The organism is Actinoplanes italicus (assembly GCF_003001815.1).
Classification (GTDB): domain Bacteria; phylum Actinomycetota; class Actinomycetes; order Mycobacteriales; family Micromonosporaceae; genus Actinoplanes; species Actinoplanes italicus.
Map to the genome: position 1 here is coordinate 16776 of NZ_PVMZ01000017.1, position 14224 is coordinate 30999.

13 protein-coding genes are annotated in these 14224 nt (G+C 73.7%); 11 read left to right on the forward strand and 2 right to left on the reverse strand.

Annotated elements, in window-relative coordinates:
- The first annotated feature begins 6 nt into the window (after nt 1-6).
- Complete coding sequence (locus CLV67_RS33690) at nt 7-867, forward strand: glycosyltransferase family 2 protein (RefSeq protein WP_239166937.1); 861 nt, start codon at nt 7-9, stop codon at nt 865-867.
- Nucleotides 868-939: 72 nt separating this feature from the next.
- On the opposite strand, the gene CLV67_RS33695 is transcribed toward CLV67_RS33690, so the two are convergent.
- The gene (locus CLV67_RS33695) at nt 940-1377 is read right to left on the reverse strand and encodes a nitroreductase family deazaflavin-dependent oxidoreductase (protein WP_106325739.1); all 438 of its coding nucleotides are present in this window, start codon (nt 1375-1377) and stop codon (nt 940-942) included.
- 123 nt (nt 1378-1500) lie between these two features.
- On the reverse strand, nt 1501-2907 hold the full coding sequence (locus CLV67_RS33700; RefSeq protein WP_106325741.1) for an aldehyde dehydrogenase family protein: 1407 nt from the start codon (nt 2905-2907) through the stop codon (nt 1501-1503).
- 150 nt (nt 2908-3057) lie between these two features.
- Here CLV67_RS33700 and CLV67_RS33705 point away from each other — a divergent pair, with 150 nt between their 5' ends.
- The 10 genes from CLV67_RS33705 to CLV67_RS33750 are packed head-to-tail and all read left to right on the forward strand — an operon-like array spanning nt 3058 to nt 14189.
- Nucleotides 3058-4692, forward strand: a complete 1635-nt coding sequence (locus tag CLV67_RS33705) for a carbamoyltransferase family protein (RefSeq protein WP_106325743.1) — start codon at nt 3058-3060, stop codon at nt 4690-4692.
- Complete coding sequence (locus CLV67_RS54390) at nt 4689-5825, forward strand: glycosyltransferase family 2 protein (RefSeq protein ID WP_106325745.1); 1137 nt, start codon at nt 4689-4691, stop codon at nt 5823-5825. The genes CLV67_RS33705 and CLV67_RS54390 overlap by 4 nt, the downstream gene beginning before the upstream one ends.
- The gene (locus CLV67_RS33715) at nt 5822-7408 is read left to right on the forward strand and encodes an HAD-IIIA family hydrolase (RefSeq protein ID WP_106325746.1); all 1587 of its coding nucleotides are present in this window, start codon (nt 5822-5824) and stop codon (nt 7406-7408) included. The genes CLV67_RS54390 and CLV67_RS33715 overlap by 4 nt, the downstream gene beginning before the upstream one ends.
- Entirely contained in the window at nt 7405-8325 is a 921-nt protein-coding gene (locus tag CLV67_RS33720; protein ID WP_106325748.1) for a glycosyltransferase, read from the forward strand. The genes CLV67_RS33715 and CLV67_RS33720 overlap by 4 nt, the downstream gene beginning before the upstream one ends.
- Complete coding sequence (locus tag CLV67_RS33725) at nt 8310-9512, forward strand: glycosyltransferase (protein WP_106325750.1); 1203 nt, start codon at nt 8310-8312, stop codon at nt 9510-9512. Before CLV67_RS33720 ends, CLV67_RS33725 begins: the two co-directional genes overlap by 16 nt.
- Before the next feature lie 56 nt (nt 9513-9568).
- Nucleotides 9569-10210, forward strand: coding sequence for a D-sedoheptulose-7-phosphate isomerase (locus CLV67_RS33730; protein WP_106325752.1), 642 nt, complete (start codon nt 9569-9571; stop codon nt 10208-10210).
- Entirely contained in the window at nt 10207-11601 is a 1395-nt protein-coding gene (locus CLV67_RS33735; protein WP_106325754.1) for a PfkB family carbohydrate kinase, read from the forward strand. The genes CLV67_RS33730 and CLV67_RS33735 overlap by 4 nt, the downstream gene beginning before the upstream one ends.
- Nucleotides 11602-11606: 5 nt before the next feature.
- Nucleotides 11607-12287 (forward strand): SDR family oxidoreductase, encoded by a 681-nt coding sequence (locus tag CLV67_RS33740; protein ID WP_106325756.1) that lies wholly within the window; start codon nt 11607-11609, stop codon nt 12285-12287.
- Entirely contained in the window at nt 12284-13213 is a 930-nt protein-coding gene (locus tag CLV67_RS33745; protein WP_106325758.1) for a glycosyltransferase family 9 protein, read from the forward strand. Before CLV67_RS33740 ends, CLV67_RS33745 begins: the two co-directional genes overlap by 4 nt.
- The gene (locus CLV67_RS33750) at nt 13194-14189 is read left to right on the forward strand and encodes a DNA topoisomerase IB (protein WP_106325760.1); all 996 of its coding nucleotides are present in this window, start codon (nt 13194-13196) and stop codon (nt 14187-14189) included. The genes CLV67_RS33745 and CLV67_RS33750 overlap by 20 nt, the downstream gene beginning before the upstream one ends.
- Nucleotides 14190-14224 lie beyond the last annotated feature (35 nt).

Here is a 14224-nt window from a genome sequence, read left to right on the forward strand (position 1 = left end):
GAGCCGGTGAACGACCCAGCGTGGGCGGCGGAGCCGGTGAACCCGGAGAGTTCGCGGGTCACCGTCGTCGTGGCGACCCGCGACCGGCGCGACCGGCTGTTCGAGACGCTGCCCGAGCACCGGGCCCCGGTCATCCTGGTGGACAACGCGTCCACCGACGGCAGCCCCGCGGCGGTCACCGAGGCGTTCCCGGCGATCGAGGTGGTGCGGCTCGGCGAGAACCGCGGCGCGGCGGCCCGCAACGAGGGCGTCCGCCGGGCCGGCACCCCGTACGTGGCCTTCGCCGACGACGACTCGTACTGGACCGAGGGGTCGCTCGCCCGTGCGGCCGCGCTGTTCGACGCGTACCCGAGGCTCGGCCTGGTGACCGCCCAGGTCCTTGTCGGCCCCTCGGCGCGGCCGGATCCCGTCTCGGCGGCGCAGGCAGCCGCTCCGCTCGGCGCTCCGGTGGGCGCGCCCGGTCCGGCGGTCCTCGGCTTCCTCTCCTGCGCCGTCGTGGTCCGGAGGGAGGCGTTTCTCCAGGTCGGAGGCTTCGAACCAAAGCTCTTCGTGTACGGGGAAGAGGCGCTCCTGGCGATGGACATGACCACCGCGGGCTGGTGGTTGTGTTACGTCCCGTCCCTGGTGGTACGGCATTTCCCGCGGCCCGCCGGTCGCGACGGCACCACCCGGGACCGCATCGAGGCCCGCAACCGCCTGCTCACCGCCGTACTGCGCCGCCCGACGGGCGTCGTCGTGCGCACCGCTGCCGCCACGCTGCGGGAATCGCCGCCCGCGCTGTGGGACGTGGCCCGCTCGCTGCGGTGGGCGCTGCGTCACCGCCGTCCGCTGCCACCGTCCACCGAGGCCGCCGTCGCCCGTCTGTAGACGGCGCTCCTCCGCCGATCTGGTGGGTCTGCGCCCCGGCCGCGGCCGGAGAGTCACCAGATCCGCGTTGGTTCAGCGGGCGACCAGGCGGAAGACGGGGAAGCCGGGCGCGGCGGCGGCGATCTCGGCGTCGGGGGAGTCGGCCTTCAGACCCTCGAAGAAGGCGCCGGTCTCCCATGCCCACTTGTGCAGATAGAGCCTGATCAGCGGAGTCTTGTCGGCGTCGGCCACCTCGACCGGGACGAACCGCTCGGTCCGGCGGCCCAGCCGCAGCTCGCCCTCACCGGCGGCCCGCAGGTTGCGGACCCACTGGGTGTGCCCGCGCGGGGAGAGCAGATAGCGCTCGCCCTCATGCTCGAAGAGGTTCACCACGATGGTCCGGATCTCGCCGCTCTTACGTCCGCGAACCGCCAGCACCCGGCTGCCCATCAGGCTGATCCCGCGAGCGGTGAGCCACTTGGCGACGTTGTTGAAGGCTTCGGTTCCGCGGCTCGGCACCAGGTAGCGCATGACAGCTCCTCCACTGAAGCGAGAGCAGTGCTCTCTGTTGAAAACAGTGAACACCAGACGCGTGCTCTCAGTCAAGAGCAGTGCTCTCGCTTCAGTGGAGGAGTGCGGTCGGGGGCGACGGGGTCACCAGCCGGACGGCGGGGCCTCCAGGTGAACGACGGTGGTCACGGTCAGCTCGTCGAGGAGCTCGGGGCCGTACCCGAAGCCCTGCCCGCTGCCGCGCCGCGGATGCGCGGCACCACCCGGTGCCCCGCCGAACACCGCGTTGACCTTGACGGTTCCGGCCGGGAGCGTGCGCCAGGCGCGCTGCGCGTGGCTCATCGACGGCGTCAGCACGGTGGCGGCCAGCCCGTACGGCGAATCGCCCGCCCTCGTCAACGCCTCCTCGAAGGACCCCACCGTGGCCACCGGCGCGACCGGCCCGAACGTCTCCTCCCGCATCACCGCCATCACGTCGGTGCAATCGGACAGCACGGTCGGCGGGTAGTACGCGCCCGCCCCGGACGGCACCTCACCCCCGGCGACCAGCCGCGCGCCGGCCCGGACGGCGTCGCGCACCTGACCGTGCACGGCGTCGCGCAACCGGCGGTCGACGAGCGGCCCGATCTGCTTGCCCCACGTCTCCGCCTCGGTGGCCAGCGCCTCGACGAACTCCTCGGCCAGCGACTCGTGCACATAGATCCGTTCGACCGCGACGCAGATCTGCCCCGAGTTGGCGAACGCACCGAGCGCCGCCTGCCCCGCCGCCCACACCGGATCGACGCCGGCGTCGACGATCAGCGGGTCGCTGCCGCCGTTCTCCAGCAGCGCCTTGGCACCGGTGCCCGCGCAGGCGGCGGCGATCGACCGGCCGGTGGCCGTCGAACCGACGTGCGCGACCACGTCCACCTCGGACGCGGCCAGGGCGGCGCCGACCGGGCCGTCGCCGTGCACCACATTGAGGACGCCCTCGGGCAGGTGTGGCGCGATCAGCTCGGCGAGCCGCCAGCCGGTCGCGGGAGTGCGCTCGCTCGGCTTGTGCACGACCGTGTTGCCGGTGACCAGGGCTGCGCCGAGCAGTCCGCACGAGACCGCGACCGGATCGTTCCACGGAGTGATCACCGCGACCACGCCGCGCGGCCGGTACGCCATCAGGTCGATCGCCGCGTCGTCACCGGCCAGGGTGCGGCCGCGGTGGGTGGGGCCGAGCTCGGCGTACTGGCGCAGCGTCCCGACCCCGGCGGCGATCGAGTCCCGGGCGCCGTCGACCGGCTTGCCCATCTCGGCGGCCATGATCTCGGCCAGCTCGCCGGACGCCGCCTCGATCGTGTTCGCGGCCGTGTGCAGGGCGGCGGCACGGGCCGCGGGAGCGGTGCGCGCCCACTCGCCGGCGGCCCGGCGGGCGGCGCGGACCGCCTCGGCGACGTCGGTGCCGGAGGCGACCGGGACCTCGGTCACGGGGCTGTCGTCCCGTGGGTCGGTAACGGTCAGAGTGCGGCCGGCGGTGCCGGGGGACCACGTTCCGTCGATGAGCTGAGCGACCTGATACATGCCGCGGGACTTCCCGCGTTGCATCGCATAAAACCTTGATGCGCGGCAAATGTTTTCACGAAATCCCCAGGTCAGTGCCAAGTTTCGGAGAAACCGGGGAAGTCGATGATCATGTGCGTAAGTGAGAAATCACGGGGTATCCCGCCCGCCATGCGAGTTCTCGGGATCAACGCGATCTTCCATGACCCGTCGGCGGCCCTGATCGTCGACGGTCGTGTCGTGGCCGCCGCGGAGGAGGAGCGGTTCAGCCGCCGCAAGCACGGCAAGCGGCCGGTTCCGTTCTCCGCCTGGGAGCTGCCAGAGCTCTCGGCGGCCTGGTGCCTGCAGGAGGCCGGACTGCGGCCGGGCGACCTCGACGCGGTCGCCTACTCCTTCGATCCGGCGCTCTGCCGCGACCAGGCCGAGCTCGGCATCGGCGACCCGTGGGACCACCTGCGTGTCGACTACGCCCGGCGCGCGCCGCAGTTCCTGGCGACGGCGCTGCCCGGACTCGACCCGGACCAGGTGCGGTTCGTGCCGCACCACGTCGCGCATGCCGCGTCGGCAGGGCTGAGCGTCGAGGAGGACAGCGCGGTCCTGGTGCTCGACGGGCGCGGGGAGTCGGCGAGCCACCTGTCGGGCTCGTACCGCGGCGGTGAACTCACCGTCCACCGCTGCCAGGAGCTGCCGCACTCGCTCGGGCTGCTCTACGAGGAGCTGACCCGTCACCTGGGGTTCATGCACTCCAGCGACGAGTACAAGGTGATGGCGCTCGCGTCGTACGGCCGCCCCAGGTTCCTCGGGCTGCTCCGCGACCTGATCCGGGCCAACGGCGACGGCGGGTTCACCGTCGAGCGCATCGACTGGGACGCCCTCGCCAAGAAGCGGTCCGCCGACGGTGAGATGACCGAGGCGCACGCCGACCTGGCCTCCAGCGTCCAGACGCGACTCGAGGAGGTCCTTCTCGATCTGGCCCGATGGACGTACGAGGCATCGGGCGGCCTCTCCACACTGACCATGGCCGGCGGCACCGCGCTGAACTGCGTGGCCAACGCCAGGATCGCCGCCGAGGGCCCGTTCGACCGGGTGTGGGTGCAGCCGGCCGCCGGCGACGCGGGCACCGCCCTCGGCGCGGCGCTGGCCCTCGGCGCCGAGCACGTTCCGTTCGGCACGGCCGCCCTCGGCCGCGGCTGGAGCGACGAGGAGCTGGAAGCCGAGCTGCGCCGGGCCGCGGTGCCCTACAGCCGGCCCGAGTCGATCGCCGCCGAGGCCGCCGCGGTGCTGGCCCGCAACGGCATCGTGGCCTGGTACCAGGGACGCAGCGAGTACGGCCCCCGCGCTCTCGGGCACCGGTCGCTGCTCGCCCACCCCGGCGACCGCGACACCCAGACCCGGATGAACGACGTCAAGGGCCGTGAGCAGTTCCGGCCGATCGCCCCCATGGTCCGGGCGGAACGCTTCCACGACATCTTCGAAGGCGTCTACCCGAGTCCGTACATGCTCTTCGTCCACCGGGTGAAGCCGGACTGGAAGGACCGCATCCCGGCCGTCACCCACGTCGACGGCACCGCACGCGTGCAGACCGTCCACAGCGGGACCGAACCCGTCGTGGCGGCGATGCTGGCGGAGTTCGAGCGGCTCACCGGCCTGCCGGTGGTCGTCAACACGTCGCTCAACACGGCCGGCCGCCCGATGGTCGACACCCCGCGCGAGGCCCTGGAGCTGTTCGGCTCGGCCCCCGTCGACCTGCTGGCCATCGGCCCGTTCGCGGTCCACCGCAGCCAGGTGTACGGAGGTTCGCGTTGACCGGCGTCAGCATCGTCGTGCCGACCCTCGGCCGGCCCAGCCTGGCCGCGCTGCTGCACGCGCTCGGGCCGCTGCCCGACGACGTCGAACTGCTGGTGGTGGACGACCGGCCGGACCGGCGGGCCCCGCTGGAACTGCCGCCGTCCACATCGGCGCGCGTGATCCCGGGCCGTGCCGCCGGGCCGGCCGCCGCCCGCAACACCGGCTGGCGGGCCGCGAACCGCGAGTGGGTGGCCTTCCTCGACGACGACGTGCTGCCGGAGCCCGGCTGGGCCGGACGGCTCCTCGCCGACCTGTGCGAGGCCGGTCCGGAGATCGGCGGGGTGCAGGGCAACGTCGACGTGCCGCTGCCGGACGGCCACCGGCCGACGGACTGGGAGCGGGTCACGGCGGGCCTCGCCGACGGCGAGTGGATCACCGCCGACATGGCCTATCGGCGCACCGTGCTCACCCGGACCGGCGGCTTCGACGAACGCCTGCCGCGCGCCTTCCGGGAGGACGCCGAGCTCGCCCATCGCGTGACGCGGGCCGGGTGGCGGCTGCGTCGCGGTCACCGGCGCGTCACCCATCCGGTCCGTCCGGAGAACCGCTGGGTGAGCGTACGGACTCAGCGCGGCAACACCGACGACGCGCTGCTTCGGCGCCTCTACGGTCCACGATGGCGCACCCGGCTCGGCGTTCCGCCCGGCCGCCGTCACCGCCACGCCGCGATCACCGCCTGCGTGGCCGCCGCCGCGGGCTGCACCGCCGCCGCGCTGATCACCGGCCGCCGGACCTGGTGGACGGCCGCCGCCGTGGCCGCCACGGGCTGGACCGCCGGAACCGCCGAGTTCGCCGCGGCCCGCATCGCCCCCGGCCCCCGCGACCGGCACGAGGTGACCACGATGCTGCTGACCAGCGCCGTCATCCCGCCCGTGGCGATCACGCACTGGCTGCGCGGCTGGTTCCGCTGGCGCGGCGCTGAACCCAAGCCGGAGGTCACCGCCGGCCCGATCCGGGTGACCGCCCCGGCCGCCGACATCCTCCTGCCCCCGCGACCCGCCCTCGCCGCCCGAGCCGCCGGTGACGCCGCACCCGCCGGGCGCGCCGCCTCCACCGGCACCGCCGCGACGCGAGCGGGGGCACCGCGGTGAGCGGAGCCTTCAGCGAGCTCTACGACGCCGTGCTGTTCGACCGGGACGGCACGCTCGTGGTGGACGTCCCCTACAACGGTGACCCCGAGCGGGTGCTGCCGATGCCCGGCGCGCGGGAGGCCGTCGACCGGCTCCGGGCCGCCGGCCTGCGGCTCGGTGTGGTCACCAACCAGTCCGGGCTGGCCCGCGGCCTTTTCACGGCGTCGCAGATGGCGGCCGTCAACGAGCGGGTCGACGAGCTGCTCGGGCCGTTCGGCACCTGGCAGGTCTGCCCGCACGACGACACCGCCGGCTGCCCGTGCCGCAAGCCCGCACCCGGGATGATCACGGCCGCCGCGGCCGCGCTCGGCACCACTCCACAGCGGTGTGTCGTGGTCGGCGACATCGGCCGCGACATGGAGGCCGCCCTCGCTGCCGGGGCCGCCGGTGTCCTGGTGCCGACACCGGTCACCCTGCCGGCCGAGGTGGCCGCCGCCCCGCACACCGCCGCCGGCCTGACCGCTGCCGCTGATCTCATTCTGCAACGCCGGGAACTGCTGAAACCGGCGTCCCGGCAGGATCGGCCCGCGGGGGTCCTCGCGGTCCGATCCGACTCGGCGGGGGACGTCCTGGTCACCGGCCCGGCGATCCGCGCGCTGGCCGCGGGCACGGACCGGCTGGTGCTGCTCTGCGGGCCGCGGGGTCGCGCCGCCGCGGAGCTGCTGCCCGGTGTGGACGAGATCGTCGAGTGGCGGCTGCCGTGGATCGACCCGGAGCCCGATCCGGTCGACGCGGGGGACATGCGGGCGCTGGCCGGACGGCTGCGGGCGACCGGTGTGGACGAGGCGGTGATCTTCACGTCCTTCCACCAGTCGGCGCTGCCACTGGCCCTGCTGCTGCGCACCGCCGGGTTCCGGCGCGTCACCGCGATCAGCGACGACTACCCCGGCTCACTGCTGGACGTGCGTCATCGCGTACCGGAGGAACTGCCTGAACCAGAACGTGCCCTGAGCGTCGCGGCAGCGGCGGGTTTCGGTCTTCCCGGCGGCGACGACGGACGGCTTCATGTGACCGTGCCGCCGCGACCGCGTGCGGGGTATGTGGTGGTGCATCCCGGAGCGAGCTGCGAGGCCCGGTCGTGCCCGCCGGCAGACATGCGCCGGATCGTGGCCGCGCTCGCCGGGGCCGGGCATCGGGTGGTGGTGACCGGCGGGCCGGGGGAGCGGCATCTGGCCGGATACGTCGCCGGTGGTGTCGCCGAGGACCCGGGGCCGATGCCGATGTCCGGCCTGGCCGGTCTGATCGCCGGTGCCGGTTGCCTGATCGTCGCGAACACCGGTCCGGCACACCTGGCCGCGGCCGTCGGCACGCCGGTGGTGAGCCTGTTCGCGCCGACCGTCCCCTATGGACGCTGGGGTCCCTACCGGGTGCCGGCCGTGCGTCTCGGTGACGCCGCCGCGCCCTGCCGTGACACGCGGGCGACGCGGTGCCCGGTGCCGGGCCACCCGTGCCTGACCGGGATCGATCCGGAAGACGTCCTCACCGCGGTACGCCGGCTCGGCGTCACCGTCCCACATCCGAACCACGACGAGGTGGCCGCGTGAACATCCTGCTCTGGCACGTGCACGGCTCGTGGACGACGTCGTTCGTCCAGGGCAAGCACCGCTATCTCGTGCCGGTCAACCCCGCCCGCGACGAGTGGGGACGCGGCCGGGCCCGTACGTTCACCTGGCCGGACACCGTCGAGGAACTGCCTCTCGACCAGATCCGCGACGTGGACGTGGCGATCGCCCAGCGTCCCGGGGAACTGGACCTGATCCCGCCGCACGTACCGGTGATCTACGTCGAGCACAACACCCCGAAGGGCGACGTCCCGAATACCCGGCATCCGCTCGCCGATCGCGACGACGTGCTGATCGCGCACGTCACCCACTTCAACGAGCTGTTCTGGGACTGCGGCGAGACCCGGACCACGGTGATCGAGCACGGCGTCGTCGAGCCGGAGGCCCGCTGGACCGGCGAGCTCGAACGCCTCGCGATCGTCACGAACGAACCCGTCCGGCGGGGCCGGGTGACCGGAACCGATCTGTTCGGACGGTTCACCGGCGTCGCCCCGGTGGACGTCTTCGGCATGGGTGTCGCCGGGTTGCCGGACGTCACCGTGCACGACGACCCGCCGCAGCGCGAGATGCACGCGGCACTCGCGCAGCGGCGCGCCTACCTGCACCTTTGCCGGTGGACGTCGCTCGGGCTGAGCCTCATCGAGGCCATGCAGATGGGCATGCCGGTGATCGCGCTGGCCACCACCGAGGCGATCGCCGCGGTGCCGCCGGACGCCGGGGTGCTGTCCACCCGGGTCGGCACGCTCGTCGAGGCCGCCCAGTGGCTGATCGACGAACCGGACCAGGCGGCCCGGCTCGGCGCACGGGCCCGGCAGGTGGCGCTCGCCCGGTACGGCCTCGACCGGTTCCTCGCCGACTGGGACCGACTGCTGGAGGAGGAGACATGCGGATCGCGATGATCTCGGAGCACGCCAGCCCGCTCGCGGCGCTCGGCGGCGTCGACGCGGGCGGGCAGAACGCCCACGTCGCCGAACTGGCCGCCGCGCTGGCCGGGCACGGGCACCAGGTGCGCGTCTACACACGGCGGGACAGCCTCGGACCGGCCGAGGTGGTGCCGATGGCCGACGGCGTCGACGTGGTGCACGTGCCGGCCGGGCCGGCGACCGCGTTGCCGAAGGACGAGCTGCTGCCGTACATGGGCGAGTTCGCCGAGTGGATGGCCGTGGACTGGCGCGACCAGTGGAAGCCCGACGTGGCGCACGCCCACTTCTGGATGAGCGGGCTGGCCGCCGTCGACGCGGGCCGCGCCTGCGGGGTCCCGGTCGTGCAGACCTTCCACGCGCTCGGCTCGGTCAAGCGCCGCTACCAGGGCAGGGCCGACACCAGCCCGCCGGGGCGGATCGCCTGTGAGCGGCGGCTCGGCCAGGCCGCCGACCGGATCATCGTGCAGTGCCGCGACGAGATCGGCGAGCTGCTGCGGCTCGGTGTGCCGCGGTCCAGGATGGCGCTCGTGCCGTCCGGGGTGAACACGGAGCGCTTCGGGCCGCAGGGGGCGGCGGTCGCGCGTACGCCCGGCCGCTCCCGCATCCTGACGGTGGCCCGGCTCGTCGAACGCAAGGGCATCGAGGACACCATCCGGGCCCTGCCCTGGGTGCCCGGCGCCGAGCTGGTGGTCGTCGGCGGACCGCCCGTGGACCGGCTGCACGCCGACCCGTACGCCCGCCGGCTTCTCGCCCTGGCCGGACACTGCCGGGTCGCCGACCGGGTCACCCTGGCCGGCGCGGTCCCGGCGCACGAGATGCCGGCCTGGTACCGGTCGGCGGACGTGCTCGCCGCGACGCCCTGGTACGAGCCGTTCGGGCTCACCCCGCTCGAGGCGATGGCCTGCGGGGTGCCCGTGGTGGCGACCGAGGTCGGCGGGCTCATCGACACCGTCGTCGACGGGATCACCGGCGACCTGGTGCCGCCGCGTGACCCGCGGGCGCTGGCCGCGGCGCTGCGGCGGCTGACCGGGGACGAGGTACGGCGTTTCTCCTACGCGGCCGCGGCCGCCGACCGGGCCGCCGCCTCCTACTCCTGGCCCCGCATCGCCGAGCGCCTGGCCAGTGTGTACGCAACGGTTGCCGACCTGGAGGTCGCGGCATGAGCGAGCGTAGCGAGTCTCATGATCGCGCAGTTGCGCGGGATTTCAGGGGGCATGGCATGAACCTGCTCGATGACCATCTGACCGGGCTGATCCAGGCGCTGCTGCCGTACCGGTCGCAGGCCGGGCGCCTCGCCCGCTGGGGCGCCTACCTGGCCCGGCACCTGGCCGGCGGCGGGCGTCTGCTGGTCGCCGGCAACGGTGGCAGCGCCGCCGAGGCCCAGCACCTGGCCGCCGAGCTGGTCGGCAAGCTGCGCGAGGACCGGATGCCGCTGTCCGCGATCGCGCTGACCCCGGACTCGTCGGCGGTCACCGCGATCGGCAACGACTACGGCTTCGAGCAGGTGTTCGCCCGCCAGGTACGGGCGCACGGCCGCCGCGACGACGTCCTCATCCTGATGTCGACGAGCGGCCGCAGCCCGAATCTGATCGCCGCGGCCCGCGCCGCGAACGAGATCGGCATGCGCACCTGGGCGATGGTCGGCGAGCGCCCCAACCCGCTGGCCGACATCTGCCACGAGGCGCTGTGCTGCCCGTCGCCGGACGGCCAGGTCGTCCAGGAGCTGCACCTCATGTCGGTGCACGTGATGTGCGAGTACATCGACAGGTACCTCGGGATCCCCTCCGACGACGCGCGCCTTTCCGAGGCGCCCCCTTTCGAGCCCGACCGCGACGAGCTGGAGGAGATGGTCAAGGTATGAGACTGGTCATCGTCGGTGACACCCTGCTCGACCGGGACGTGCACGGCACCGTGACCCGGATCGCCCCGGACGCTCCCGCCCCGGTCCTCGACGAGGAGACGGTGGACGAACGCCCGGGCGGTGCCGGTCTGGCCGCGGTGCTCGCGGCCAACCACGGTCACGAGGTCGCCCTGGTCACGGCCCTGGCGGGCGATGCGGCGGGGGCACGGCTCAGCGAGCTGCTGTCGGCCGCCGGCATCGAGGTGTACGCCCTGCCGCTGCCCGGTTCGACGCCGGAGAAGATCCGGCTGCACGCCGGTGGCCAGGTGCTGCTGCGGCTGGACCGCGGCGGTCCCGCCCAGCCGCCCGGCGAAGCGCCGCAGGCGGTCCTCGACCTGCTGCGTGACGCCGGCGCGATCCTGGTCAGCGACTACGGCCGCGGAGTGGCCCGGCATCCGGCCCTGCGCGCCGCGATCGGGGAGTCGAAGGCGCCCGTGGTGTGGGACCCGCACCCGAACGGGCCGCCGCCGGTGCCGAACGTCCGCCTGGTCACCCCGAACGAGTCCGAGGCCCGCCGCCTGTCCGGCGACGCCGGCCACGGGCTGAGCGGCGCCCAGCGGGCCGGGCACACGCTGCGGCAGCGCTGGCAGGCCGGTGCGGTCGTGGTGACGCGCGGCGCCGAGGGCGCGGTGCTGTGCCAGGGCGGTCCGACGCCGCTGGTCGTCCCGGTCCCGGAAACGTCCGGCGGGGACGCGTGCGGAGCGGGGGACGCATTCGCGTCGGCCGCCGCGGTGGCGCTGGCCGAGGGCGCGCTGGTCTCCGAGGCGGTGGCCACAGCTGTGCAAGCCGCCAGCGGCTATGTAGCGGGATACGCGTACAAACCGGGCAAGGGCGGCGCCGGAAAGGCGGGCCGGGACGGCGAATCGGGCCAGGCGGGCCGGGCCGGCGAGGCGGGCCGGATCGGAGCGGACGAGGCCGGAAGACTGGTCAACGCCATCCACGCCCGCGGCGGGACGGTGGTCGCCACCGGCGGCTGCTTCGACCTGCTGCACACCGGACACCTCGCCACCCTGAAGGCCGCCCGCGCCCTCGGCGACTGCCTGATCGTCTGCCTGAACAGCGACGACTCGGTCCGCGAGCTGAAGGGCGAGGGCCGCCCGCTCACCAGACAGGACGATCGCGGCCGCCTGCTGGCCGCCCTCGACTGCGTCGACGCCGTCGTCGTCTTCGACGAACCCACCCCCGAGGCCGTCCTGACCTGGCTGCGCCCGGACATCTGGGTCAAGGGCGGCGACTACGACTCGCTGCCGGAGACCGAGGTCCTCGAACGCTGGGGCGGCCAGACCGTCATCGTCCCTTACCTGGACGGTCGCTCCACCACTAAAACCATCGCGCAAGCACGCAGGAGGTAACCGAGTTGGACGCAGTCATCGTCACCGGCGGTTCGAGCGGCCTGGGCGCCGCCGTCGTCGACGCCGTCATCAAGGCGGGCGGGCGCCCGTACGTCATCGACCGCCAGGCGCCGCAGGAGGGCGTCGAGTGGATCGAGTGCGACCTGGCCGACACCCGCGCCGCCGAACGCGCCACCCGTGAACTGATCGCGACCGCCGGCGGCAGCATCGACGGCGTGGTCACGGCGGCCGGCATGGACGTGCCCGGCGCCCTGGCCGACATCCCCGGCGAGGTCTGGGACCGGATCGTCACGATCGACCTGCTCGCCACCGCCGCCGTGATCCGCGCCGCCCTGCCGGAGCTCAAGCGCTCGCACGGCGGGGTCGTCACGATCTCGTCGACGCTCGGGATCAAGGCCGTCGCCGACGCGACCGCCTACTGCGCCGCCAAGTTCGGCGTGGTCGGCTTCACCCGGGCGCTCGCCGCCGAACTCGCCGGGGAGGTCGGCGTGACCCTGCTGATTCCCGGCGGGATGCGCACGAAGTTCTTCGACGAGCGCGACGACAGGTACAAGCCGGGTCCCGACGCGATCCTCAACGATCCGGCGAACGTGGCCGCCGCGGTCCTGTTCGCGCTCAGCCAGCCGGCCGGCTGCGCGGTACGGGAACTCGTCGTGGCGGCGGAGACGGAGAGCTCGTACCCGTGATCCTCGTCCTGCGCGCGCTCGGCGTGGGTGATCTGGCGACCGCGGTGCCCGCCCTGCGCGGGCTCCGCGCCGCCTTCCCCGGCGAGACGCTGAGCCTGGCCGCCCCCGCCTGGCTGACCCCCCTGATCCCGTCGGTCGGCGGCATCGACCGGATCGTCCCGGCCGCCGAGCTCGAACCGCTCGACGCCGCCCCCGCGATGCCGCGGCTCGCGGTCAACCTGCACGGCTCCGGTCCCGAGTCGCACCTGCGGCTGCGGGCGTTGCGGCCCGGCGCGCTGTGGGCGTTCGCCAGCCGGCCGGCCGGTCACCACGACGGTCCGGGCTGGCACGACGACGAGCACGAGGTCCGCCGCTGGTGCCGGCTGGTCCGCTACTACGGCGTCGCGTGCGACGAGAAGGACCTGGACCTGCTGGTTCCGGACGCCGACGTGCCGTCGGGCGTCACGATCATCCACCCGGGCGCGAAATCTCCGGCCCGTCGATGGCCTCCGGACCGCTACGCGGCCGTCGCGCGGCGGTTGCATGCGGCAGGCCATCGGGTCCTGGTCACCGGTTCTCCGTCAGAGCTCGATCTGTGTGTACGGGTGACCGAGCTCGCCGGCCTTCCGGAGGACGCGGCACCCCGTACCGGATTGGGAGATCTTGCCGCCCTGATCGCCGCCGCCCGCCTGGTGATCTGTGGTGACACCGGCGTCGCGCACCTGGCGACCGCCTACCGGACGCCGTCCGTGGTCCTGTTCGGCCCGATGTCGCCGGACCGCTGGGGCCCGCCCGCCGACCGGCCCTACCATCGGGCGATCTGGCACGGCACCGTCAGCGAGCGGGGGGACCTGCCGGGTCCCGTGCACCCCGCCCTGCTGGCCGTGACCCCCGACGAGGTCCTCGCCGCCGCCGAGCAGGTGCAGCATGCGATTACGGCGCAGTGACATCGGCAAACCCGGCCTGGCCCGTCGCCGGGCGGGGAAGGGCTGGACCTATCTGGACGCGGCCGGTGAGCCGGTGCGCGACGAGGAGACCGTCGAGCGGATCAAGGCGCTGGTCATCCCGCCGGCCTGGAAGGACGTGTGGATCAGCCCCGATCCGCGTGGCCACATCCAGGCCGTCGGTGTCGACGCGGCCGGGCGTAAGCAGTACCTCTACCACCCGGTGTGGCGTGAGCAGCGCGACCGCGCCAAGTTCGACAAGACCCTGGAGATCGCCGAACGCCTCCCGGGGGTGCGCGACCGGCTCAGCGCCGACCTGACCGGGCGGGGCCTGACCCGCGAACGTGTGCTGGCCGCCATCGTGAGCCTGCTCGACATGGGCATGTTCCGGGTCGGCGGCGAGGAGTCGGCGGCCCGCGAGGAGGATCCCACGTACGGCCTGTCCACGCTGCGGCCCGACCACCTGCGCGGCAGCGGCGGGTGCGTCCTGCTGGAGTTCACGGGCAAGTCCGGTGTCGAGCACGCCGCCACGGTCGGTGACGGTGAGGTCTGTGCCGTGCTGCGCGACCTGAAACGCCGCCGCCGGGACGAGGAGCGGCTGTTCGCGTACTGGGATCCGGCGCGGCGCCGCTGGCAGGAGATCCGCGCCGACTCGATCAACGAGTATCTGCGCGAGATCAGCGGCGAGCAGATGACCGCCAAGGACTTCCGCACCTGGCACGGCACGGTCAAGGCCGCCGAGGTGCTCGCCGAGGCCGGGCCGCAGCCCACCGAGGCCAAGCGCAAGAGGGTCGTGTCGCACGCCATGAAGGAGGTCGCCGGGCTGCTCGGCAACACCCCGGCGGTGGCCCGCAACTCCTACGTCGACCCCCGGGTCGTGGAGGCCTACACCGAGGGCGAGGTGATCGACGTCGACCCGGACGACCCCAAGGAGAAATCCGAGGAGGAGGTACGCGACCTGCTCAAGGACCCGCCATAGACCGCAGTGGCGCCTCCGTATTATCGTCTAACTGA